Genomic DNA, 21722 nt, shown 5'->3' with positions numbered 1-21722 from the left:
TGGCAAGGGGCCGTGCCCCTTGCCGGCCCCTCACCTGAACATCCTGCGAAGAGATAGCCATGAGCTTTTCCGAGATGACGAATATCGCGCTGATGCAAGGCTTTGCCGGGCTGAGCCTGTTTGCCGTGCTGCTGCTGATGGGCCTGGGCCTGGCCATCATCTTTGGCCAGATGGGCGTGATCAACATGGCGCACGGCGAGTTCATGACCATCGGCGCCTACACCGTGTTCATGTTCTCGAGCCTGGTGGAGTCGAGCTTTCCGGCGCTGATGCCGTACTACTTCCCGGTGTCGATCGCGGCCGCCTTCGTGTTCGCCTTCGTGCTGGGCTGGCTGCTCGAATGGGCGCTGATCCGCCACCTGTACAAGCGCCCGCTCGACACCCTGCTGGCCACCTGGGGCCTGAGCCTGGGCCTGCAGCAGGTGTTTCGCTCGGCCATCGGCCCCAAGGAGGTCAGCCCCACGCTGCCCGAATGGCTGATGGGTTCGTGGTCGCCCAGCGAAGGGCTGGACATCCCGATCAACGGCCTGTTCGTGCTCGGCCTGGCCGCGCTGGTGACCGCGGGCGTGCTGCTGGCGCTGTACCGCAGCCGCTGGGGCCTGCGGGTGCGTGCGACGGTGAGCAACCGCGCCATGGCCAACGCCATCGGCATCAACACCAAGAAGACCGACCGCCTCACCTTCGCCATCGGCTGCGGCGTGGCGGGCATCGCCGGCGCGGCCTTCACCACCATCGGCTCGACCGGGCCGACCTCGGGCTCGCTGTACATCGTGGATTCGTTCCTGGTCGTCACCTTCGGCGGCGCGGCCAGCCTGCTGGGCACGGTGGCCTCGGCCTTCGGCATCGCGCAGGCGCAGTCGATCTCGGAGTTCTTCCTGACGGGCTCGATGGCCAAGGTGCTGACGCTGTCGCTCATCGTGGTGATCCTGATGATCCGCCCGCAGGGCCTCTTTGCCAGCAAGGTGCGCCGCTGAGGCGCATGGATACGGTGCATACCGGATAGCGAGGAACAGGAAATGACAGACTTTAGACGCTGGTTGGGCAAGAGCGGATTGGGCAGTGTGGCCTTGCTGGCGGTGGTGTTGCTGGCGGTGTTTCCACTGACGCTCGACATCTTCCGCCTGAACCTGGTGGGCAAGTACCTGTGCTACGCCTTCGTGGCGGTGGGGCTGGTGATGCTGTGGGGCTGGTGCGGCGTGCTCAGCCTGGGGCAGGGCGTTTTCTTCGGGCTGGGGGGCTATGCGATGGCCATGTTCCTCAAGCTGGAGGCCTCGGACGCGGCCAGCACCAGGATCCAGAGCACGCCCGGCATTCCCGACTTCATGGACTGGAACCAGCTGACGCAGCTGCCGCTGTGGTGGAAGCCGTTCGAGCACCTGCCGCTGGCGCTGATCGCGGTGGTGCTGGTGCCGGCGCTGCTGGCCTTCGTGGTCGGCTACGCGATGTTCCGGCGCCGCGTCGGCGGCGTGTATTTCGCGATCATCACGCAGGCGGTGGCGCTGATCCTGACGGTGCTCATCATCGGCCAGCAGGGCTACACCGGCGGCGTCAACGGCATGACCGACCTGAGGACCATGCTCGGCTGGGACATCCGTACCGACAGCGCCAAATACGTGCTGTACTTCGCTTGCTGCGGCCTGCTGCTGCTGTCGGTGCTGCTGTGCCTGTGGATCCAGAAGGGCAAGGTGGGCACCCTGCTGCTGGCGATGCGCGACAAGGAAGACCGGGTGCGCTTCTCGGGCTACGACGTGGCCATGTTCAAGGTCTTCGTGTTCTGCCTGGCGGCGGCGGTCTCGGGCATCGGCGGCGCGCTCTTCGCGCTGCAGGTGGGCTTCATGTCGCCATCGTTCGTGGGCATCGTGCCGTCCATCGAGATGGTCATCTTCGCCGCGGTGGGCGGGCGCATGAGCCTGGTCGGCGCGGTGTATGGCGCCTTGCTGGTGAACTTCGGCAAGACCTATTTCTCCGAGACCTTCCCCGACCTGTGGATGTTCTGCATGGCGGCGCTGTTCATCGGCGTGACCATGTTCTTCCCCGACGGGCTGGCGGGGCTGTACCAGTCCCGGCTCAAGCCCTGGCTGGCGCGCGGCAAGGCGGGTGCGCGGCCCGCGCCGGCGAGTGCGGGCGTGCCCGCGCCCAGGCCGGCAGCGGGCGGCGCGGCGGGCCCGGCCCTGAAGGCTTGACGGATACGGAGGCAGCATGAGCAATACCAACTTCGCGCTGGCGGTGGAAGACCTGTCGGTGTCATTCGACGGCTTCAAGGCCATAGACGATCTGACGCTGTATGTTGACAAGAACGAGCTGCGTGTCATCATCGGGCCCAACGGCGCCGGCAAGACCACCTTGCTCGACCTGATATGCGGCCGCACCAAGGCGAGCAGCGGCAGCATCAAATTCCGGAACGAGGAGCTGACCGGCATCGACGAGTACCTGCGGGTGCGCAAGGGCATAGGCCGCAAGTTCCAGACGCCGTCGATCTACGAGAACCTGAGCGTATTCAAGAACCTGGAGGTGTCGTTTCCGCAGGGCCGCTCGGTCTGGGGCGCGCTGCGCTTCAAGTGCAGCGATGCGGTGCGCCAGCGGGTGCAGGCGGTGGCCGCCGAGATCGGCCTGGCCGGCGTGCTCGGGCTGGAGGCCGGGCTGCTGTCGCACGGGCAGAAGCAGTGGCTGGAGATCGGCATGCTGCTGATGCAGGAGCCCGAGCTGCTGATGCTGGACGAGCCGATCGCGGGCATGAGCGCGCGCGAGCGCGAGCTCACCGCCGAGCTGCTCAAGCGCATCTGCGTGGGGCGCTCGGTCATCGTCATCGAGCACGACATGGAGTTCGTCGCGCAGATCGCGCACAAGGTCACCGTGATGCACCAGGGAAAGATCCTGGCCGAGGGCTCGATGGAGGCGGTGCAGAACAACCCCAAAGTGATCGATGTCTACCTGGGCCATTGAGGGAGGAGCCGTATGCTGAATGTCGACAACATCCACGTGGCCTATGGCCAGAGCGAGGCGCTGCACGGCATTTCGTTCGCCGGCAAGGCGAACGAGACCGTGGCCATCATGGGCCGCAACGGCATGGGCAAGACCACGCTGTTCAAGGCGCTGATGGGCCTATTGCCGATCAAGAGCGGCCAGGTCTCGGTGGCCGGCAACGACGTGTCGCGCGACGAGAGCTACCAGCGCGTGGCCAAGGGCATTGCCTACGTGCCCCAGGGCCGCATGATCTTCCCCACGCTCACGGTGCAGGAGAACATCGAGACCGGCCTGGAGAATGCCGCGGACAAGCGCATCCCCGACGAGATCTTCGCGCTGTTTCCGGTGCTGTGGGACATGCGCCGGCGCAAGGGCGGCAATCTCTCGGGCGGCCAGCAGCAGCAGCTGGCGATCGCGCGGGCGCTGGTCACCAACCCCAAGGTGCTGCTGCTCGACGAGCCGACCGAGGGCATACAGCCGTCCATCATCAAGGACATCGCCAAGGCGCTGAACGAGATCCGCCGCATGCGCGAGATCACCATCGTGGTGTCCGAGCAGGTGCTGCATTTCGCGATGGAGGTCGCCGACCGGCTTTTCGTGATCGAGGGCGGGCGCTTCGTGCACGAGACCGGCCGCGACAGCACCAACGAGGCGCACATCAAGTCCTATCTGTCGGTCTGATCGGCCGGCCGATTGACCATCCGATCCACTTTGTCCACCAACCCAGGAGCACATCACATGGCTGAAACCCTCATCAAGGTCGAGCTGAACCAGGCCGCCACGGACAACCCGCTGGTCCACAACCGCTGGCACCCCGACATCCCGATGGCCTGCTGGGTCCAGCCCGGCGACGAGTTCGTGCTCGAAACCTACGACTGGACCGGCGGCTTCATCAAGAACGACGACAGCGCCGACGACGTGCGCGACGTGGACCTGACCACGGTGCACTACCTCTCGGGCCCGGTGGGCGTCAAGGGCGCCGAGCCCGGCGACCTGCTGGTGGTGGACCTGCTCGACATCGGCGCCAAGGAGGACAGCCTGTGGGGCTTCAACGGCTTCTTCAGCAAGAACAACGGCGGGGGCTTCCTGACCGACCACTTCCCGTCGGCGCAAAAGTCGATCTGGGATTTCCACGGCATGTTCACCACCTCGCGCCACATCCCCGGCGTGCGCTACGCGGGCCTGATCCACCCCGGCCTGATCGGCACCCTGCCCGACCACGCCATGCTCGAAGCCTGGAACGCGCGCGAGCAGGCGCTGATCGCCACCAACCCCGAGGGCAACCTGGCCAACCCGCCCTGGGCCACCACCGCCCACATGGGCCAGATGGCGGGCGAGGCGCGCGATAAGGCCGCCGCCACCGGAGCGCGCACCGTGCCGCCGCGCGAGCATGGCGGCAACTGCGACATCAAGGACCTCTCGCGCGGCTCGAAGATCTTCTTCCCGGTCTACGTGGACGGCGCCGGCCTGTCGGTGGGCGATCTGCACTTCAGCCAGGGCGACGGCGAGATCACCTTCTGCGGCGCCATCGAGATGGCCGGCTGGGTGCACATGAAGGTGCAGCTCATCAAGGGCGGCATGGCCAAGTACGGCATCAAGAACCCGATCTTCAAGCCCAGCCCCATCACGCCGACCTACAACGACTATGTGATCTTCGAGGGCATCAGCGTCGACGAATCGGGCAAGCAGTACTACCTGGACGTGAACGTGGCCTACAAGCAGGCCTGCCTCAACGCCATCGAGTACCTGAAGAAGTTCGGCTACTCGGGCGCGCAGGCCTACTCCATCCTGGGCACCGCGCCGGTGCAGGGCCACATCAGCGGCGTGGTCGACATCCCCAACGCCTGCGCCACGCTGTGGCTGCCCACGCAGATCTTCGACTTCGACATCAACCCCTGCGCCGCCGGGCCCATCAAGCACCTGGACGGCAGCATCGACATGCCGATCTCGTTCGACAAGTAAGGAGCCGCCCATGCCGACCTACGACTATGCCTGTGCGGACTGCGGCGAATTCGACGCGCTGCGTGCCTTGAGCGAGCGCAACCAGCCCTGCGCCTGCCCATGGTGCGGCGCGGCTGCCCAGCGCGTGTTCGCGCACGCGCCGCGCCTGGCCTGCACCACGCCGCAGCAGCGGCGCGCCGCCGAGGTCAACGAACGCGCGCGCCACGCGCCCCGCTCCTCGCGCGAGGTGGAGCCCGGCAGCTATGGCCGCCTGCGCCACCCCAGCGGCTGCGGCTGCTGCACGCCCAAGGGCAAGGCGGCCGCGCAGGCCGGCAACGGCGGCGCGGGCCTGAAGGCGCAGGTCGGCCGCCGCCCCTGGATGATCAGCCACTGAAGCGGGGCTTTGCCCGGATGCGCGCTCAGTCGTAGCTGCGCGCGTCCTCGATCACCTTGCCGTCGTTGGGCAGCTCGCCCGGGTTGACGAGCTCGACCTCGGCGCGCAGCTTGGTCACCTCGCGGGCCACGCCGGCGATCTGCTCGGCCAGCCCGGCGGCGATCTCGCGCGTTTCCACCTTCAGCGTCATCGCATCGCTGGCCATGGCGCCGGTGACCACCAGGCGCGCGCGCAGCACCTGCGGAAAGCGCCGCGCGATCTCGGCCACCTGCGAGGGGTGCACGAACATGCCGCGCACCTTGGTGGTCTGGTCGGCGCGGCCCATCCAGCCCTTGATGCGGGTGTTGGTGCGGCCGGTGGGGCAGGGGCCGGGCAGCACCGCCGACAGGTCGCCGGTGCCGAAGCGGATCAGCGGGTAGTCGGTGTTGAAGCTGGTGACCACCAGCTCGCCCACCTCGCCCTCGGGCACGGGGTCGCCGGTGCCGGGGCGCACGATCTCGACGATGACGTTCTCATCGATCACCAGCCCTTCGCGCGCCGCGGTTTCGTAGGCGATCAGGCCCAGGTCGGCCGTGGCATAGCACTGGTAGGCGGTGACGCCGCGCCCGGCCAGCCAGTCGCGCAGCGAGGGCGGAAAGGCCTCGGCGCTGACCAGCGCCTTGGTGAGCGAGGGCAGCGCCACCTGCATCTCGGCCGCCTTGTCGACCAGGATCTTCAGGAAGCTGGGCGTGCCGATGTAGCCCGCGGGCCGCAGGTCGGCCATGGCCTGCACCTGCTGCTCGGTCTGGCCGGTGCCGGCCGCGAACACGCTGGCGCCCAGCGCATGGGCGCCGTTTTCCATCATCGCGCCGGCGGGCACGAAGTGGTAGCTGAAGCTGTTGTGGATCAGCTCGCCGGGCCGAAAGCCGGCGGCGTAGATGGCCCGTGCCATGCGCCAGTAGTCGGCGCGCGTGCCCTCGGGCTCGTAGATGGGGCCGGGGCTGGCGAACACCCGGCCCATGGCGCGGCCGAAGCCCTGGGTGTTGAAGCCGCCGAACGGGTGCTGGCGGCGCTCGGCCTGCTGGCGCGCCAGCAGCTCGCTCTTGCGGGTGACGGGCAGCCGCGCCAGCGCCGCGCGGCTGGTGATGCCGGCGGCATCCACGCCGCGCAGGATCTGGGCGAACGCGGCCGAATGCCGCTGGGCATGGGCGATCTGCGCCGGCAGGCGGGCGAGCAGGTCGGCCTCGCGCTCGGCGGGGGCGCGGGTTTCGAGGGTGTCGTAGAAGGGGCTCATGCCGGTATCTCCTGCGGGTTGCGGTTGTGGCATTGGGTCGTGACGGGGGTCAGGCCAGCCAGCGCTTGCGCCGCTTGTAGCTCTTCACATCCTTGAAGCTCTTGCGTTCGCCGCCGCCCACACCGAGATAGAACTCCTTCACATCCTCGTTGCTCGCCAGCTCGCAGGCGGCGCCGTCCATCATGATGCGGCCGCTTTCCATGATGTAGCCGTAGTCGGCGTACTTCAGCGCCATGTTGGTGTTCTGCTCCGCCAGCACGAAGGTGACCTTCTCCTTCTGGTTCAGGTCCTGCACGATGTTGAACACCTCCTCGACGATCTGCGGCGCCAGGCCCATCGAGGGCTCGTCCAGCAGCACCATGCGCGGGTTGCTCATCAGCGCGCGGCCGATGGCGCACATCTGCTGCTCGCCGCCCGAGGTGTAGGCCGCCTGGCTGGTGCGCCGCGTCTTCAGGCGCGGAAAATAGTTGTAGACCTTCTCCAGGTTGGCCGCGATCTCGCCCTTGTCGCTGCGGGTGTAGCTGCCGGTGAGCAGGTTCTCCTCGATGGTTAGGTGCGCGAAGCAGTGGCGCCCTTCCATGACCTGCACCACGCCGCGCTTGACCAGGTCGGACGGCGAGAGGTTCTCGATGCGCTCGCCGTCGAGCTCGATGCTGCCCTTGGTGACCTCGCCGCGCTCGCCCTTGAGCAGGTTGGAGATGGCGCGCAGCGTCGTGGTCTTGCCCGCGCCGTTGCCGCCCAGGATGGCGACGATGCCGCCCTGCGGCACGGCGAGCGACACGCCCTTGAGCACCAGGATCACGTGGTTGTAGATGACCTCGATGCCGTTGACCACGAGCAGCGGCGCGGCGGTGGATGCGGGGGGGGATGTGCTCATGGCCTCACCGTTTGCTATTGAATAGGGAGCTGCTGACGCTTTTTATGCAACGATTTCAAATGGTTTTGTATTTGAAACCGTTGCATGTCAAGCGCTTGCAGCTATGGTTTCTGTGCTTAGTTGCAACTCCGAATCGGCAGGTTCTTTTCCTTGGCGTACTTCTCGCCATACTCCTTGACCAGCGGATCGATCAGGCTCTTGTCGGCCTGGTACCAGTCGGAGACCGGCTTGAACTTGCTTCCGTCCCACTGCGCGACGCGGGCCCAGTCGGCGCCCAGGTGGTTCTCGCAGCTGGTCTTGAATGGGCGCAGGATCTTGCCGAAGCCCAGCTCGTTGAGGCGCTCCTGCGTGAGGTTCAGGTTCTCCAGGCCCCAGCGCACCTGCTCGCTGGTCATCACCTTGCCCTTGCCGAACTTCTCCTGCGCGGCGCGGATGGCTTCCACCTGCAGCATCGCGATCATCATGCCGCGGGTATGCGCCAGCTGGCCCAGCTCCTTGGCGTCGGAGGCCGTGCCCTGGCCCTTGTCGTAGAGCATGGCCTTGACCTCGTCGTGCACCTTGTCGTGCTCGGCGGTGTTGTGGATGGTGACGGTGTTGTAGCCCTTGGCGCCGGCGCCGATGTCCTTGACGTCATGGTCCGAGCCGGCCCACCAGATGGCGTACATCTTCTCGCGCGGATAGCCGGTGGCCTGGGCCTCGCGCACGGCCGTGGGCGTCATCACGCCGGCGGACCACAGCAGCACGTAGTCGGGGCGGTTCTGGCGGATCTGCAGCCAGGTGGACTTCTGCTCCACGCCCGGCGCGGTCACCGGCAGCAGCAGCAGCTCGAAGCCGTCCTTGGCGGCGCGCTTTTGCAGCAGCGGGATCGGCTCCTTGCCGTAGGGCGAGTCGTGGTAGACCAGGGCGATCTTCTTGCCCTTGAGGTTGCCCTTTTCCTTCTTCAGGATGTCCTGGATCATCGCGTCGGCCGCGGTCCAGTAGTTGCCCAGCAGCGGGAAGTTCCACTCGAAGGCACGGCCGTCGGCCGACTGCGACAGGCCGTAGCCGGGCGTGACCACCGGCATCTTGTCGCCGGCGGCCTTGGCGCTGACCGCGAAGGTGATGCCGGTGGACTGCGTGTCGAAGCTGGAGACGCCGGGCTTGACCTTGAAGCGCTCATAGCATTCCACGCCCTTGGCGGTGTCGTAGGCGGTCTCGCATTCCTCGTAGGCGATCTTCACGCCGTTGACGCCGCCCTTGGCGTTGACCAGCTTGAGGTAATCCTGCTTGCCGTCGCCCCACGGAATGCCCAGCGGCGCGAACTGGCCGGTGCGGTACACCAAGAGCGGCACGAACTGCTCCTGGGCCTGCGCCGTTGGCGCGGCGACCAGGGCACCCATGCCCAGCGCGGCGGTGGCCGCTGCGATCACAGCTTTCTTGAAAGACATGGTTCTATCTCCTTGGGTTGTGGGATTGGCTACCCTGAAAAAACACTCTGAGGTGCTTGACCGGCTTGCATTCAAAGCGATAGCTGCGTTGCTCTGCCTTGCCGTATATCAATACTGTCTGCGGCTTCGCGCCTTGTTCTCGCTTCGAATGCAAACCGGTTTGAAAAACTTGTATAGCGATCAATGAGGGAAGGGCCACAGGCGCAGCTTCTGGCGGGCCGTGGCCCACAGCTTGGCCAGGCCGTGGGGCTCGACGATCAGAAAGAACACGATCAGCGCGCCGAACACCATGTGCTCCAGGTAGGTCGAGGTGGCGGCCGACAGCGGCAGCCCCAGCCAGTGCGGCACCTGGGTCAGGAAGATGGGCAGCAACACGAAGAAGGCGGCGCCGAAGATGCTGCCGGCGATCGAGCCCAGGCCGCCGATGATGATCATGAACAGCAGCTGGAACGAGCGGTCCAGGCTGAAGGCCGCCGGCTCCCAGGCGCCCAGGTGCACGAAGCCCCACAGCGCGCCGGCCACGCCGACGATGAAGCTGCTGACCGCGAAGGCCGAGAGCTTGGCGTACATGGGGCGGATGCCGATCACGCTGGCGGCCACGTCCATGTCGCGCATGGCCATCCATTCGCGGCCCATCGCGCCGCGCACCAGGTTCTTGGCCAGCAGGCCGAGCACGCACAGGATGCCCAGGCACAGCAGGTATTTCTCCACCGGGGTGTCCACCGTCCAGCCCAGCACCGACAGCTTGCCCGCGCTCACCGAACCGGACGAGGAGTGGTTCGTCACCCAGGCCGCGCGGCTGGTGATCCAGTCCATGAAGAACTGCGCCGCCAGCGTGGCCACCGCCAGGTACAGGCCGCGGATGCGCAGCGAGGGCAGGCCGAAGAGCACGCCCACCGCCATGGCCACCAGGCCGCCGCCGATCAGCGACAGCAGCAGCGGCATGCCCTCGAAGCGCACATGCAGGTTGTAGGCCGCGTAGGCGCCGGCGGCCATGAAGGCACCGGTGCCCAGCGAGATTTGCCCGCAGTAGCCCACCAGGATGTTCAGCCCGATGGCACCCAGCGACATGATGAGGAAGGGGATCAGCACCGCCTGGAAGAAGTAGTCGCTGGCCACCATCGGCACGGCCACGAAGGCCAGCGCCAGGATGGCGAGGATGGCGATGCGGTCCTGCAGCACCGGGAAGATTTGCTGGTCGGCCGTGTAGCTGGTCTTGAACTGGCCGTTTTCACGATAAAACATGTGCTGCTTCCTTGCGGCTCAGGCGCGGTGGAGGATCTTGTACACGTGGGCGCAGCCTTCGGCTGCCCATCGCGGCGCCTCGCCGCGATGACCGTCTTCGCGGCGCGAATACGGCACCGGCTTCGCAAGCTCATTGATCCCGTATTTCATACGCGATCAATGATCTTGTCGCCAAACAACCCCTGCGGCCGGAACAGCAGGAAGCACAGCGCCAGCCCGTAGGCGAACCAGGTCTCGATGCCGCCGCCCACCATGGGGCCGAGGTAGACCTCGGAGAGCTTCTCGCCCACGCCGATGATCAGGCCGCCGACGATGGCGCCGGGCACCGAGGTCAGCCCGCCCAGGATCACCACCGGCAGTGCCTTGAGCGCCACCAGCGACAGCGAGTACTGCACGCCCAGCTTGGAGCCCCAGATGATGCCCACCACCAGCGCCACGCCGCCGGCCACCGACCACACGATCACCCAGATGCGCGACAGCGGTATGCCGATGGACTGCGCGGCCTGGTGGTCGTCGGCCACCGCGCGCAGCGCGCGGCCGGTCTTGGTCTTCTGGAAGAAGAGCGACAGCCCGGTCACCAGCACCGCGGCGATGCAGGCCGAGTACAGGTCTTCCAGGCTGATCAGCACGCCGCCCTGGAACAGGCTGTCGAGCACGAAGCTCGGGTCCTTGGGCATGCCCACGTTGATGCTGTAGACCGAGCTGCCGAAGATCAGCGGGCCCAGGCCGTCGAGGAAGTAGGCGATGCCCAGCGTGGCCATCAAGAGCGTGATCGGCTCCTGGTTGACCAGGTGGCGCAGCGCGAGCTTTTCGATCAGCCAAGCCACCACCACCATCACCGCCATGGCCGCGGCCAGCGCCAGCACGGTGGTGACGAAGCCCGGCTCCAGGCCCAGCCAGCGCGGAATCCATTCCGAGAAGCGGGCCATTGCCAGCGCCGCGAACAGCACCATCGCGCCCATCGCGAAGTTGAACACGCCCGAGGCCTTGAAGATCAGCACGAAGCCCAGCGCGATCAGCGCATACAGGGTGCCCACCATCAGGCCGCCGAACAGCGTTTCGAGAAAAAATGCCATGTTCCCTGCTCCTTGGCTCAGTGGCTGGCGCCCAGGTAAGCGCGGATCACGTCTTCGTTGTTGCGCACTTCATCCGGCGCGCCGTCGCCGATCTTCTTGCCGTAGTCCAGCACCACCACGCGATCGCTGATGTCCATCACCACGCCCATGTCGTGCTCGATCAGCACGATGGTGGTGCCGAACTCGTCGTTCACATCGAGGATGAAGCGGCACATGTCCTGCTTTTCCTCGACGTTCATGCCGGCCATGGGCTCGTCCAGCAGCAGCACCTGCGGCTCCATCGCCAGCGCGCGGCCCAGGTCCACGCGCTTTTGCAGGCCGTAGGGCAGCTGGCCCACGGGTGTCTTGCGATGCGCCTGGATCTCCAGGAAGTCGATGATGTGCTCGACGAACTCGCGCTGGCGCATCTCCTCGCGCTGGGCCGGGCCGATGCGCAGCGCCTGCAGCAGCAGGTTGCTCTTGATCTTGAGGTTGCGGCCCGACATGATGTTGTCGATCACGCTCATGCCCTTGAACAGCGCCAGGTTCTGGAAGGTGCGGGCCACGCCCATCTCGGCCACCTGGCGGCTGTTCATGTGGCCGAAGGTCTGGCCGCGGAAGGTGATCGAGCCGTCCTGCGGCGCGTACACGCCGTTGATGCAGTTGAGCATCGAGCTCTTGCCCGCGCCGTTGGGGCCGATGATGGAGCGGATCTCGTGCTCGCGCACATTGAACGAGATGTCGGTCAGCGCCTTCACGCCGCCGAAGCGCAGGCTGATGTTCTGTATGTCCAGAATGACGTCGCCGATTTTCTTGCTGCTCATGGGCGTTTCCTCTCAGGCGGCGGATTGGACCGGGGCGAAGGTCTTGGCGTCGAGGATCTTCAGCGTCGCGCTCACGCTGCCGGTGCGGCCGTCCTCGAACTTGACCTGGGTCTCGATGAACTGCTCGCTGCGGCCCGCGTACAGCGCCTCGACCAGCACGCCGTACTTGTCGGCGATGAAGCCGCGGCGCACCTTGTTGGTGCGGGTCAGCTCGCCGTCGTCGGCATCGAGCTCCTTGTGCAGCACCAGCAGGCGCGTGACCTGGCAGCCGGCGAGCATGGGGTCGCCGGCCAGGTCGGCATTGACCTTCTCCACGCAGTCCTTGACGAGCGCATACACCTCGGGCTTGGCGGCCAGGTCGGTGTAGCCGGCATAGGGCAGGTTCTGGCGCTCGGCCCAGTTGCCCACCGCCTCGAAGTCGATGTTGATCATCGCGCAGACCTTCTCGCGGCCGTCGCCCAGCGCCACCGCCTCCTTGATGAAGGGGAAGAACTTGAGCTTGTTCTCCACGTACTTGGGCGCGAACATGGCGCCGTCGTGGGCGCCGCCCGACAGGCGTCCCACGTCCTTCACCCGGTCGATGATCTTGAGCTGGCCCGACGGGTCGATGAAGCCCGCGTCGCTGGTGCGGTACCAGCCGTCCTCGGTCAGCACCTCGGCCGTGGCCTTGGGGTTCTTGTAGTACTCCTTGAGCAGGCCTTTCGACTTGACCAGGATCTCGCCGTTGTCGGCCATCTTCAGCTCCACGCCGCGGATGGGGTTGCCGACGGTGTCGGCATAGACCTGGTTGTCGGGTTGAATGCAGACGAACACCGCGGTCTCGGTCGAGCCATAGAGCTGCTTGAGGTTGATGCCGATCGAGCGGTAGAAGGTGAACAGGTCGGGCCCGATCGCCTCGCCGGCCGTATAGGCCACGCGCACCCGCGAAAAGCCCATGTTGTTGCGCAGCGGGCCGTACACCAGCCAGTTGCCCAGCCGGTAGCGCAGCCGGTCCACCAGGCCCACCGGCTTGCCGTCGGTGAGCTGCGGCCCCACGCGGCGCGCCACCTCCATGAAGTGCCGGAACATGCCGCGCTTGAGCGCGCCCGCATCCTCCATGCGGATCATCACGCTGGTGAGCAGCCCTTCGAAGATGCGCGGCGGCGCGAAGTAGTAGGTGGGGCCGACCTCCTTGAGGTCGATGCTCACCGTGCTGCTGGACTCGGGGCAGTTCACCACATAACCGCAGGCCAGCCATTGCGCATAGCTGAAGATGTTCTGCCCGATCCAGGCGGGCGGCAGGTAGGCCAGCACCTCTTCCTTGTCGGTGAGCTGCTCGAACTCGGCGCCAGCGCTGGCGCTCTCCAGCAGCGAGCCGTGCGTGTGCACCACGCCCTTGGGATTGCCGGTGGTGCCCGAGGTGAAGAACATCGCCGCCACGTCGCGGCTGTCCGTGGCCGCCACCTGGGCCTCGAACCAGCCGGGGTTGGCTGCCAGGAAGGCCTTGCCGGCATCGATCAGCGCGTCCAGCGCCGCCAGGCCCGGCGCGTCGTAGTTGCGCAGGCCGCGCGGGTCGTCGTAGTAGATGTGCGCCAGCAGCGGGCAGGGCTCGCGCAGCTCCTGCAGCTTGTCCACCTGCTCCTGGTCCTCGACCACGCAAAAGCGCACCTCGGCGTTGTTCAGCGGGAAGATGCATTCGGCCGCCACCGCGTCTTGGTACAGCGGCACCGGAATCGCGCCGATGGACTGCGCGGCCAGCATCGCGGCATAGATGCGCGGGCGGTTGCCACTCATCAGCACCAGGTGCTCGCCGCGCGCCAGGCCGGCCTGGTGCAGGCCGGCCGCGAGCTGCGCCACCAGGGACTGCAGCTCGCCCCAGGCATAGGTCTGCCAGATGCCGTATTCCTTCTCGCGCAGCGCTGGCGCCAGGGGGCGTGCGGCGGCGTGTTGCAGCAGCAATTTCGGGAACGTCATGGACATGCTGTCGTCTCCTCAGCACAGTGTTCTGGTGTCGGCCGCCCATGGTGCACAGGCGGCCGGCTATGGGCGAATACTAGGAGCGACTTTGACGTTGTTTTGTCTTTACGACGACAATTTGCAGGAAAACCCTCCCGGGGTTTTACCCGCGGTTGCAAATGGGGGCGCGAAGGTTGCCGAAATTTCGGCTAGGAAATCCGCCAAGAATCCGCCATGGCCCGGGGCCCGTTCACAGGGCGCGCGATGGCCGCGCCTGCGCATACGCATACACTGGGCAGGTGGCAACAAGGGGCAAGCGATGGAGTCGCAAGAGCTGGAAGACGATGGCGTGTTTGAAAGTGCAGCAGAGCTGTTCCGGGCCATGGCTGCGCCGATGCGGCTCAAGATCATCAGCGCACTGTGCAATGGCGAGCGCAATGTGTCGGAGCTGCTGGCGGCGATCAACACCACGCAGCCCAATATGTCGCAGCACCTGAACACCTTGTACCAGGCGGGCATCCTGGGCCGCAGGCGCGAGGGCGTGAGCGTCTACTACTTCATCGCCAACGACAAGGTGGTGCAGATGTGCCGCAGCGTATGCCTGCAGATCGCCATGGAAGACTGATGCGGTTTCGCAGGCGCGAAATTGCCGGCGGTGGCGTCCTCAGGGCTTGAGGTAGGCGTAGCCTTCCTTGGCCTGCAGGCGCGCGACCTCGGCCACGCCGGAGGGCACGACCTGCGCCTCCATCAGCAGCTTGGAGGCATCGATCTTGCGCGAGTGCAAGGTGTTGTCGCAGACCCGGAACTCCACGCCGCGCGCCGCCAGCGCGCTCACCGGCCCGCTGAACTCGCGGCCCTTGCTGTCCTTGGCGTCATTGAGCATGAAGTCGATGCCGGCGCCGTGGGTGACGACCACGATCTTGTCCGTTGGCGAGGCATTGAGCTCGTTGCTGATGTTGTTCAGTATCGCGGCCGCGGTCTCCACCCCGGTGTTCACGTGGTAGACCACCTTGATCTTGTCCTGCGCGAAAGCGGCCGTGGCCAGCAGCGAGAAGAAGAGGGCAAGAAATACGCGTTTCATCATGGAATCCTTTTCTGGGTTGCATTGGTGGTATTGCCAGCCCCAAAATATCGCTGGTGGCTTATATTAGTCGCCTGCTATTGCCTTGCATAGCCGGAGAAAATACCGAGGGCGGCGGCCCCATCCACGGGAGAGGCTTGGAGATGAAGATACACAACAGGGGTTGGCGGCGCGTCGTGGCGTCGATGGGGTGTTTTGCGGCGCTCGCGGCCTGGGCCCATGGCCCGGAGCCGGCCGCACTGGCGGCGCGAGCCGATGCGGGCGCGGCGCCCGCGCTGGTGGCCAGCAGGCCCATGGAGGTCAAGAACGTCGCGCCCAACGTCTACTACGTGCAAGGCCTGTCGGCGCTGGGCTCGGCGCAGAACCAGAACTTCATCTCCAACGCCGGCTTCGTGGTGACCGGCGACAGCGTGGTGGTGATCGACGCGCTCGGCTCGCCCGCGCTGGCCCAGGAGCTGGTGCGCCAGATCCGGGCCATCACGCCCAAGCCCATCGGCACCGTCATCCTCACGCACTACCATGCCGACCATATTTACGGCCTGCAGGTCTTCCAGGCCCTGGGCGCCAGAATCGTGGCCAACGGCCTGGCCAGGGAGTACCTCAACTCCGAGACCGCGCGCCTGCGCCTGCAGGCCTCGCGCACCGAGCTGGCACCGTGGATCGATGCCTCGACCCGCATGGTGCCGGCCGACCAATGGGTGGATGCCGACCTCACCCGGCTGAGCATCGGCGGCACCGAGTTCGTGCTGCAGCACATGGGCCCGGCGCACACGCCGGAAGATACGGCGGTGTTCCTGCCGCAAGCCGGGGTGCTGTTCATCGGCGACGTGGTGTTCCGCAACCGCATCCCCTACGTGGGCCAGGCCGACAGCCGCCACTGGATCGCGGCGCTCGATGCCCTGCTGCAGCTGCCGGTCAAGGTGATGGTGCCGGGCCACGGGCCGGCATCGGAAAACCCGAAGCAGGACATGCAGCTCACGCGCGACTACCTGAGCTTCCTGCGCGAGGCCATGGGCAAGGCGGCCCGCAACCTGGACCCGTTCGACGAGGCCTACCAGGCCACCGACTGGTCGCGCTTTGCCGGCTATCCGCTGTTCAAGGAGGCCAACCGCATGAACGCCTACAACACCTACCTGCTGATGGAGCAGGAAAAGCCATGACCGGCCGCCGCGCCCTGCTGCTGGGCCTGGCGGGCATGGGGGCCATGCCGGTGCTGCCGGCCTGGGCGCAGGCTGCGCCCGATGCCTCCGAGCGGCTGCTGCCCACGGCCACCGACATGCGCCAGAGCCTCGCGGCGGCGCTGCGGCGGCGCCAGCCGCTGCTCGTGCTGGCGACCCTGCACGGCTGCCCGTTCTGCAAGGTGGCGCGCGAGAACTACCTGGTGCCGGCGCGGAAGGAAGGCGCTTGCGTGGAGCAGGTCCATTTCCTCTCGCGCCTGCCGGTGCGCGACTGGCAGGGGCGTGCGACCACCCATGGCCAGCTGGTCAAGGACCTGCAGATCGAGGTGGCGCCCACGCTGCTGTTCTATGGGCCCGATGGCCGGGAGGTGGCGCCACGGCTGGCCGCCGGCTCCACCTCCGACTTCTATGGCGCCTACCTGGACGAGCGCCTGGCGCTGGCGCGGGCCGCGGTGACGGGATAGGCGGACAGGGTGCAAGGCTGGTCTGCCGCCAGCCTCGCTGTTCATTGTTGGAATAGCGAGGGTATGTCCTAGAAAACCTGCACTGCCTTCCAGATGGATAATTTAAAACATAACAATATGCTTATATATAAATAAATACGCCACGATGAGACAAATCCACAAGGTGCGGGCCTGGAGCGCGAGGCGATCTCTTCCAGACGTGGCAGACCGAGTTTGCTATTGGAAAGGGAGCGTATGCTCAACCAGCTGATGGGCAGGGTGCGCAAGGCGCCGGAGAATTTTGTGCGCCCGCAGGATGTGGGCGCGGTATTGGCCGAGGCCAAGGCGGGGCGCCGCGATTTCATCCGTGGCGCGTTTGCGGCGGCGGCCGGTGCTGCGGCTGCCGGCGTGGCGCGGGCGCAGCCCGCGGCGCCTGTGGGCGACGGCGATCCGAACATCCTGGAGCTGCCCGCGCACAGCAAGGGCCTGGGGCAGCCGGTGACGGCCGAAGGCTACGGCAAGCCATCCAGGTACGAGGCCAACGTGCAGCGCCGCCAGAGCCCGGGCCTGACCCAGACGCGCCAGGCCTCGGTGTCGTTCGCGCCGCTGCAGTCGCTGTTCGGCATCGTCACGCCCAGCGGCCTGCATTTCGAGCGCCACCACCAGGGTTGGTGGGACATTGATCCGTCCAAGCACCGCCTGATGGTCAACGGGCTGGTGAAGAGCGCCAAGGTGTTCACCATGGACGAGCTGATGCGCCTGCCCTCGGTGTCGCGCTTTCACTTCATCGAGTGCGGGGCCAATACCGGCATGGAATGGGGCAATGTCGCGGTGCCCACGGTGCAGTACACGCATGGCATGCTCTCGTGCAGCGAGTTCACCGGCGTGCCGCTGATCACCCTGCTGGAGATGGCCGGCGCCGACCTCAAGAAAGGCAAGTTCATCCTGGCCGAGGGGGCCGACGGCTCGTCGATGACTCGCACCATTCCTGTCGAGCTGATCACCTCGGGCGAGGTGCTGGTGGCCTATGGCCAGAACGGCGAGATGCTGCGGCCCGAGCAGGGCTATCCGCTGCGCCTGGTGGTGCCCGGCGTGCAGGGCGTGAGCTGGGTCAAGTACCTGCGCCGCATCGAGGTGGGCGACATGCCCTATGCGACCAAGGACGAGGCGGTGCACTACATCGACCTGATGCCCGACGGCCAGCACCGCCAGTACACCAGCCTCCAGGAATGCAAGAGCGTGGTGACCACGCCTTCGGGCGGGCAGATGCTGCTGGACAAGGGCTTCTACAGCATCACCGGCCTCGCCTGGTCGGGGCGCGGCAAGGTCAAGCGCGTGGACGTGAGCGTGGATGGCGGGCGCAACTGGCGCACCGCACGGCTCGAAGGGCCGGTGATGCCCAAGTGCCTCACGCGCTTCAACATCGACTGGAGCTGGAGTGGCGAGGAATGCATCATCCAAAGCCGCGCGATGGACGAGACCGGCTATGTGCAGCCGAGCTACCAGCAGCTGCGCGCGGTGCGCGGCAGCCGCTCCATCTACCACAACAACGCGATCCAGTCGTGGGCGGTGCATGCGAACGGGGAGGTGGCCAATGTTCAGCTTGCGTAGTCATCGTGCGCTCGCGCTGCTGGCGCTGGCCGCGGCCATGGCCGGTGGTGCCATGGCTCAGGGCAGGGATGCGGCCCAGCGCTTTGCCGGCATAGGCCGCGATGCCACGCCCAGGGAGGTGCAGGCCTGGGACATCGATGTGCGCCCGGACTTCAAGGGCCTGCCGCCCGGCTCGGGCTCGGTGCAAAAGGGCATGGATGTGTGGGAGAGCAAGTGCGCCTCTTGCCACGGCGTGTTCGGCGAATCGAACGAGGTGTTCAGCCCGCTGGTCGGCGGCACCACGGCCGACGACATCAAGACCGGCCACGCCGCGCGGCTCAAGGATGCGGCCTTTCCCGGCCGCACCACGCTGATGAAGGTGGCCACGGTCTCCACGCTGTGGGACTACATCCACCGTGCCATGCCCTGGAATGAGCCCAAGTCGCTGTCCACCGAAGAGGTGTATGCGGTTACCGCCTATCTGCTCAACCTGGGCGGCGTGGTGCCGGACAGCTTCACGCTCAGCGACCGCAACATCGCCGAGGTGCAGCAAAAGCTGCCCAACCGCAACGGCATGAGCACGCAGCACGCGCTGTGGCCGGGCGCCGAGTTTGCCAAGGGCGCGAAGCCGGATGTGCAGGCCAGCGCCTGCATGAGCAACTGCGGCCCGGCGCCCCAGGTGCGCTCGGCCCTGCCGGCGCATGCCAGCAACAACCACGGCAACCTGGCCGAGCAAAACCGCCTGGTTGGCGCGCAGCACGGCATCGCCACGGATACCGCCGCCGCCAGGCCCGCCAGCGCTCCCAAGGATGCCAAGGCCGTGGCGCCCACGGCGGCGCTCGAGAAAAACGCCTGCGTGGCCTGCCATGGCGTGGAGCAGAAAATCGTGGGGCCCGCTTTTGCGGAGATCGCGAAGAAGTACCCGGGGCAGCAGGACTACCTGCTGGGCAAGATCAGGTCTGGCGGCACGGGCGTCTGGGGCTCGATCCCCATGCCGCCGCAGCCCGGCGTGAGCGAAGACGACGCCAAGGCCATTGCCGGCTGGCTGGCCGGCGGCGCCAAGCCCTAGATATAAGCCCCGGATACTGTGGCTTTCCACCATGTTTGACGTATTGCAAGGAGACCAGACTATGAAGCGCAGAGACGTACTCAAGGACTCGGCGGCAGTGGCGGGCCTGCTGCTGGCCGCGGGCCTGCTGCCCCGCGTGGCCCAGGCTGCCTACAACCAGGCCGCGTTCGATGCCAAGACCGTGGCCGACGTGGTCAAGGCCCTGGGCGCATCGGCGCCGCAGGAGAGCAAGGAGGTGACCATCACCGCGCCCGACATCGCCGAGAACGGCGCGGTGGTGCCCATCGGCGCCGCCACCACGCTGGCCAACGTGAAGCAGCTGCTGGTGCTGGTGGAGAAGAACCCCAACACCATGGTCGCGGCGTTCAACGTGAACGAGGCGGTGGAGCCCAACTTTCTCACGCGCGCCAAGCTGGGCCAGTCGTCGGACGTGTACGCGGTGGCCATCACCAGCGACGGCAAGGCGCTGTTCGCGAAGAAGGAAGTCAAGGTCACCCTCGGTGGCTGCGGCGGTTAAGTAATCAAGGAGAACGATCATGGCAGATGCTATGCGTATTCGCGCGCAGGCCGCAGGCGACAAGGCCACGGTGCGGGTGTTGATGTCCCACGAGATGGAAACCGGCCAGCGCAAGGATTCCGAAGGCAAGGTGATTCCGGCCTGGTTCATCCAGGAAGTCAGCGCGTCGCTCAACGGCAAGCCGGTGCTCACGGCCGAGTGGGGCCCCGCGGTGTCGAAGAACCCGTTCCTGCAGTTCGTGGTCAAGGGCGCCAAGGCGGGCGACAAGATCGCGGTGAGCTGGAAGGACAACCGCGGCGAGACCCGCACCGACGAAGCCGCCGTGAGCTGAGAAGGCGCGAGCCGCGCCCGCGCCGGCAGGGCGCAGGTCCACGACAAGAAAAGGAGGCCCCCGATGAGGAAGACAAGACACATGCCCGGCCTTGCCGCCGGCCTTGCGGGCACGGCCCTGCTGGCCCTGGCCGCGCCCGCGCTGGCCCAGAAAAGCACGGCCGACGGCATTGCCGAATACCGCGAGATGCTGCAGGACGGCAATCCGGCCGAGCTCTTCGAGATGAAGGGCGAGGAGCTGTGGCAGCAAAAGCGCGGCCCGAGGAATGCGTCGCTGCAGCAATGCGACCTGGGCAAGGGCCCGGGCGTGGTCAAGGGCGTGTTCGTCGAGCTGCCGCGCTACTTCGCCGACACCGGCAAGGTGCAGGACCTGGAGTCGCGCCTGCTCAGCTGCATGTCCACGCTGCAGGGCCTGGATGCGGCCAAGATCGCCGCCACGCCGTTCGGCAAGGACGAGCAGAAGAACATGGAGGGCCTGGTGGCCTGGATTGCCTCGCAGTCCAAGGGCATGGCCTTCAACCTGCCCCAGGGCCATCCCAAGGAAAAGCAGATGTACGAGGTGGGCAAGCGCATCTTCTTCATGCGCGGCGGCCCACACGATTTCGCCTGCGCATCCTGCCACGGCGCGGATGGCAAGCGCATCCGGCTGCAGGACCTGCCCAACCTCACCAAGAACCCCGGCGCCGCCGAGGGCTTCGGCGCCTGGCCGGCGTACCGCGTGTCCTCGGGCGAGCTGTGGAGCATGCAGCGCCGGCTGAACGATTGCTTTCGCCAGCAGCGTTTCCCGTTCCCGGGCTATGCCAGCGACGCGACCGTGGCGCTGGGCGTGTACATGGGTGTCAATGGCAAGGGCGGGGTATCGACCGCGCCTGCGATCAAGCGTTGAAAGGGGAACGCTATGTTGCGCAATTACGGCAATTACGGCAATTACGGGTTACCCGCCGCGGCCGTCGCGGCCGCGCTGGCGGTGTGGGGCTGTGCCTCGGTGGACAGCACGGCCAGCATCGATGCCGTCACCAAGCAGATCGTGGCGCAGTCGTTCCGCGACCAGGGCATCGCCAAGGTCGAGCGCCTGCAGCAGGACGAATCGAACGCGGCCTGCAGCGAGGCCGAGGCCACCGGCGTGGCGCTGGACGCCAAGCGCGGCGCGGCCATCGAGGCCGCGAACCTGAAGACGGTGCAGTGGCCCAAGGACGGCAGGCTGGTCGGCGACTGGAAGGCGGGCGAGAAGATCGCCCAGAACGGCCGGGGCATGACCTGGACGGACAAGGCCGGCAGCCTCAACGGCGGCAACTGCTACAACTGCCACCAGATCAGCAAGGAGGAGATCTCCTTCGGCACGCTGGGGCCGAGCCTCTACCACTACGGCAAGATCCGCGGCATCACCGATCCGGACAGCCCGGCGTCCAAGGCCATCGTGGAGTACACCTGGGGCAAGGTCTGGAACGCCAAGGCCTACAACGCCTGCTCGGGCATGCCGCGCTTCGGCCATGCCGGCATCCTGACCGAGGCGCAGGTGCGCGACGTGGTGGCGCTGCTGGTGGACCCGCGCTCGCCCGTGAACCGCTGAAGAGGCCGC

24 protein-coding genes are annotated in these 21722 nt (G+C 66.5%); 15 read left to right on the top strand and 9 right to left on the bottom strand.

The window, feature by feature from the left end:
- Positions 1-59 precede the first annotated feature (59 nt).
- The 6 genes from urtB to ACODRX_RS07130 are packed head-to-tail and all read left to right on the top strand — an operon-like array spanning position 60 to position 5299.
- The gene (gene urtB, locus ACODRX_RS07155) at positions 60-974 is read left to right on the top strand and encodes an urea ABC transporter permease subunit UrtB (RefSeq protein WP_488870539.1); all 915 of its coding nucleotides are present in this window, start codon (positions 60-62) and stop codon (positions 972-974) included.
- 42 nt (positions 975-1016) lie between these two features.
- On the top strand, positions 1017-2183 hold the full coding sequence (gene urtC, locus ACODRX_RS07150; protein ID WP_488870538.1) for an urea ABC transporter permease subunit UrtC: 1167 nt from the start codon (positions 1017-1019) through the stop codon (positions 2181-2183).
- Between the two features lie 16 nt (positions 2184-2199).
- On the top strand, positions 2200-2943 hold the full coding sequence (gene urtD, locus ACODRX_RS07145) for an urea ABC transporter ATP-binding protein UrtD (RefSeq protein WP_488870537.1): 744 nt from the start codon (positions 2200-2202) through the stop codon (positions 2941-2943).
- A gap of 12 nt (positions 2944-2955) precedes the next feature.
- Entirely contained in the window at positions 2956-3645 is a 690-nt protein-coding gene (urtE, locus tag ACODRX_RS07140) for an urea ABC transporter ATP-binding subunit UrtE (protein WP_488870535.1), read from the top strand.
- Between the two features lie 57 nt (positions 3646-3702).
- Positions 3703-4926, top strand: coding sequence for a formamidase (gene fmdA, locus ACODRX_RS07135; protein ID WP_488870533.1), 1224 nt, complete (start codon positions 3703-3705; stop codon positions 4924-4926).
- Positions 4927-4936: 10 nt separating this feature from the next.
- On the top strand, positions 4937-5299 hold the full coding sequence (locus ACODRX_RS07130) for an FmdB family zinc ribbon protein (protein WP_488870532.1): 363 nt from the start codon (positions 4937-4939) through the stop codon (positions 5297-5299).
- A gap of 25 nt (positions 5300-5324) precedes the next feature.
- Here ACODRX_RS07130 and ACODRX_RS07125 read toward each other — a convergent pair whose 3' ends face one another.
- From ACODRX_RS07125 to ACODRX_RS07090, 8 genes are all read right to left on the bottom strand, one after another.
- Entirely contained in the window at positions 5325-6572 is a 1248-nt protein-coding gene (locus ACODRX_RS07125) for a phenylacetate--CoA ligase family protein (RefSeq protein ID WP_488870531.1), read from the bottom strand.
- A gap of 49 nt (positions 6573-6621) precedes the next feature.
- Positions 6622-7449, bottom strand: coding sequence for an ABC transporter ATP-binding protein (locus tag ACODRX_RS07120; protein ID WP_488870529.1), 828 nt, complete (start codon positions 7447-7449; stop codon positions 6622-6624).
- 116 nt (positions 7450-7565) lie between these two features.
- Positions 7566-8876 (bottom strand): ABC transporter substrate-binding protein, encoded by a 1311-nt coding sequence (locus tag ACODRX_RS07115; protein ID WP_488870528.1) that lies wholly within the window; start codon positions 8874-8876, stop codon positions 7566-7568.
- A 180-nt stretch (positions 8877-9056) separates the two neighbouring features.
- Positions 9057-10121 (bottom strand): branched-chain amino acid ABC transporter permease, encoded by a 1065-nt coding sequence (locus ACODRX_RS07110; RefSeq protein WP_488870527.1) that lies wholly within the window; start codon positions 10119-10121, stop codon positions 9057-9059.
- An 18-nt stretch (positions 10122-10139) separates the two neighbouring features.
- Positions 10140-10271, bottom strand: a complete 132-nt coding sequence (locus ACODRX_RS07105; protein ID WP_488870525.1) for a hypothetical protein — start codon at positions 10269-10271, stop codon at positions 10140-10142.
- A complete protein-coding gene (locus tag ACODRX_RS07100; protein ID WP_488870524.1) occupies positions 10268-11197 on the bottom strand; it encodes a branched-chain amino acid ABC transporter permease in 930 nt (309 codons plus the stop codon). The genes ACODRX_RS07105 and ACODRX_RS07100 overlap by 4 nt, the downstream gene beginning before the upstream one ends.
- A 17-nt stretch (positions 11198-11214) precedes the next feature.
- On the bottom strand, positions 11215-12000 hold the full coding sequence (locus ACODRX_RS07095; protein WP_488870523.1) for an ABC transporter ATP-binding protein: 786 nt from the start codon (positions 11998-12000) through the stop codon (positions 11215-11217).
- A gap of 12 nt (positions 12001-12012) precedes the next feature.
- Entirely contained in the window at positions 12013-13959 is a 1947-nt protein-coding gene (locus ACODRX_RS07090) for an AMP-dependent synthetase/ligase (protein WP_488870522.1), read from the bottom strand.
- 295 nt (positions 13960-14254) lie between these two features.
- Here ACODRX_RS07090 and ACODRX_RS07085 point away from each other — a divergent pair, with 295 nt between their 5' ends.
- The gene (locus ACODRX_RS07085; protein ID WP_488870520.1) at positions 14255-14560 is read left to right on the top strand and encodes an ArsR/SmtB family transcription factor; all 306 of its coding nucleotides are present in this window, start codon (positions 14255-14257) and stop codon (positions 14558-14560) included.
- A gap of 39 nt (positions 14561-14599) precedes the next feature.
- Here ACODRX_RS07085 and ACODRX_RS07080 read toward each other — a convergent pair whose 3' ends face one another.
- Complete coding sequence (locus ACODRX_RS07080; protein ID WP_488870557.1) at positions 14600-15016, bottom strand: DsrE family protein; 417 nt, start codon at positions 15014-15016, stop codon at positions 14600-14602.
- 185 nt (positions 15017-15201) lie between these two features.
- On the opposite strand from ACODRX_RS07080, the gene ACODRX_RS07075 reads away from it, so the two are divergent.
- The 8 genes from ACODRX_RS07075 to soxX all read left to right on the top strand — a co-directional run bounded on the left by ACODRX_RS07075 (position 15202) and on the right by soxX (position 21713).
- Positions 15202-16176 carry an MBL fold metallo-hydrolase gene (locus tag ACODRX_RS07075; RefSeq protein ID WP_488870556.1) on the top strand — a complete coding sequence of 325 codons (975 nt, stop codon included), beginning with the start codon at positions 15202-15204 and terminating at the stop codon, positions 16174-16176.
- Positions 16173-16658 carry a thioredoxin fold domain-containing protein gene (locus ACODRX_RS07070; RefSeq protein ID WP_488870519.1) on the top strand — a complete coding sequence of 162 codons (486 nt, stop codon included), beginning with the start codon at positions 16173-16175 and terminating at the stop codon, positions 16656-16658. The genes ACODRX_RS07075 and ACODRX_RS07070 overlap by 4 nt, the downstream gene beginning before the upstream one ends.
- A 234-nt stretch (positions 16659-16892) precedes the next feature.
- Complete coding sequence (soxC, locus tag ACODRX_RS07065) at positions 16893-18248, top strand: sulfite dehydrogenase (RefSeq protein ID WP_488870518.1); 1356 nt, start codon at positions 16893-16895, stop codon at positions 18246-18248.
- Positions 18232-19296: a c-type cytochrome gene (locus ACODRX_RS07060; RefSeq protein WP_488870517.1), complete on the top strand. Its 1065-nt coding sequence runs from the start codon at positions 18232-18234 to the stop codon at positions 19294-19296. Before soxC ends, ACODRX_RS07060 begins: the two co-directional genes overlap by 17 nt.
- Positions 19297-19357: 61 nt before the next feature.
- Positions 19358-19813: a thiosulfate oxidation carrier protein SoxY gene (gene soxY / locus ACODRX_RS07055; RefSeq protein WP_488870516.1), complete on the top strand. Its 456-nt coding sequence runs from the start codon at positions 19358-19360 to the stop codon at positions 19811-19813.
- A gap of 19 nt (positions 19814-19832) precedes the next feature.
- Positions 19833-20144, top strand: a complete 312-nt coding sequence (soxZ, locus tag ACODRX_RS07050; protein WP_488870515.1) for a thiosulfate oxidation carrier complex protein SoxZ — start codon at positions 19833-19835, stop codon at positions 20142-20144.
- Positions 20145-20225: 81 nt separating this feature from the next.
- Positions 20226-21029, top strand: coding sequence for a sulfur oxidation c-type cytochrome SoxA (soxA, locus tag ACODRX_RS07045; protein WP_488870514.1), 804 nt, complete (start codon positions 20226-20228; stop codon positions 21027-21029).
- A gap of 12 nt (positions 21030-21041) precedes the next feature.
- On the top strand, positions 21042-21713 hold the full coding sequence (gene soxX, locus ACODRX_RS07040) for a sulfur oxidation c-type cytochrome SoxX (protein ID WP_488870512.1): 672 nt from the start codon (positions 21042-21044) through the stop codon (positions 21711-21713).
- Positions 21714-21722: the final 9 nt, after the last annotated feature.

Source organism: Comamonas sp. FG99 (assembly GCF_057808605.1).
The sequence above is the reverse complement of the archived record's forward strand: the minus strand, read 5'-3'. Positions and strand labels throughout refer to the sequence as shown.

What these genes read in the sequence shown, in the direction of transcription:
- urtB (WP_488870539.1), top strand. Translation starts at nt 60, where the DNA reads ATGAGCTTTTCCGAGATGACGAATATCGCGCTGATGCAAGGCTTTGCC.
- urtC (WP_488870538.1), top strand. Translation starts at nt 1,017, where the DNA reads ATGACAGACTTTAGACGCTGGTTGGGCAAGAGCGGATTGGGCAGTGTG.
- urtD (WP_488870537.1), top strand. Translation starts at nt 2,200, where the DNA reads ATGAGCAATACCAACTTCGCGCTGGCGGTGGAAGACCTGTCGGTGTCA.
- urtE (WP_488870535.1), top strand. Translation starts at nt 2,956, where the DNA reads ATGCTGAATGTCGACAACATCCACGTGGCCTATGGCCAGAGCGAGGCG.
- fmdA (WP_488870533.1), top strand. Translation starts at nt 3,703, where the DNA reads ATGGCTGAAACCCTCATCAAGGTCGAGCTGAACCAGGCCGCCACGGAC.
- ACODRX_RS07130 (WP_488870532.1), top strand. Translation starts at nt 4,937, where the DNA reads ATGCCGACCTACGACTATGCCTGTGCGGACTGCGGCGAATTCGACGCG.
- ACODRX_RS07125 (WP_488870531.1), bottom strand. Translation starts at nt 6,572, where the DNA reads ATGAGCCCCTTCTACGACACCCTCGAAACCCGCGCCCCCGCCGAGCGC.
- ACODRX_RS07120 (WP_488870529.1), bottom strand. Translation starts at nt 7,449, where the DNA reads ATGAGCACATCCCCCCCCGCATCCACCGCCGCGCCGCTGCTCGTGGTC.
- ACODRX_RS07115 (WP_488870528.1), bottom strand. Translation starts at nt 8,876, where the DNA reads ATGTCTTTCAAGAAAGCTGTGATCGCAGCGGCCACCGCCGCGCTGGGC.
- ACODRX_RS07110 (WP_488870527.1), bottom strand. Translation starts at nt 10,121, where the DNA reads ATGTTTTATCGTGAAAACGGCCAGTTCAAGACCAGCTACACGGCCGAC.
- ACODRX_RS07105 (WP_488870525.1), bottom strand. Translation starts at nt 10,271, where the DNA reads ATGAAATACGGGATCAATGAGCTTGCGAAGCCGGTGCCGTATTCGCGC.
- ACODRX_RS07100 (WP_488870524.1), bottom strand. Translation starts at nt 11,197, where the DNA reads ATGGCATTTTTTCTCGAAACGCTGTTCGGCGGCCTGATGGTGGGCACC.
- ACODRX_RS07095 (WP_488870523.1), bottom strand. Translation starts at nt 12,000, where the DNA reads ATGAGCAGCAAGAAAATCGGCGACGTCATTCTGGACATACAGAACATC.
- ACODRX_RS07090 (WP_488870522.1), bottom strand. Translation starts at nt 13,959, where the DNA reads ATGTCCATGACGTTCCCGAAATTGCTGCTGCAACACGCCGCCGCACGC.
- ACODRX_RS07085 (WP_488870520.1), top strand. Translation starts at nt 14,255, where the DNA reads ATGGAGTCGCAAGAGCTGGAAGACGATGGCGTGTTTGAAAGTGCAGCA.
- ACODRX_RS07080 (WP_488870557.1), bottom strand. Translation starts at nt 15,016, where the DNA reads ATGAAACGCGTATTTCTTGCCCTCTTCTTCTCGCTGCTGGCCACGGCC.
- ACODRX_RS07075 (WP_488870556.1), top strand. Translation starts at nt 15,202, where the DNA reads ATGGGGTGTTTTGCGGCGCTCGCGGCCTGGGCCCATGGCCCGGAGCCG.
- ACODRX_RS07070 (WP_488870519.1), top strand. Translation starts at nt 16,173, where the DNA reads ATGACCGGCCGCCGCGCCCTGCTGCTGGGCCTGGCGGGCATGGGGGCC.
- soxC (WP_488870518.1), top strand. Translation starts at nt 16,893, where the DNA reads ATGCTCAACCAGCTGATGGGCAGGGTGCGCAAGGCGCCGGAGAATTTT.
- ACODRX_RS07060 (WP_488870517.1), top strand. Translation starts at nt 18,232, where the DNA reads ATGTTCAGCTTGCGTAGTCATCGTGCGCTCGCGCTGCTGGCGCTGGCC.
- soxY (WP_488870516.1), top strand. Translation starts at nt 19,358, where the DNA reads ATGAAGCGCAGAGACGTACTCAAGGACTCGGCGGCAGTGGCGGGCCTG.
- soxZ (WP_488870515.1), top strand. Translation starts at nt 19,833, where the DNA reads ATGGCAGATGCTATGCGTATTCGCGCGCAGGCCGCAGGCGACAAGGCC.
- soxA (WP_488870514.1), top strand. Translation starts at nt 20,226, where the DNA reads ATGCCCGGCCTTGCCGCCGGCCTTGCGGGCACGGCCCTGCTGGCCCTG.
- soxX (WP_488870512.1), top strand. Translation starts at nt 21,042, where the DNA reads ATGTTGCGCAATTACGGCAATTACGGCAATTACGGGTTACCCGCCGCG.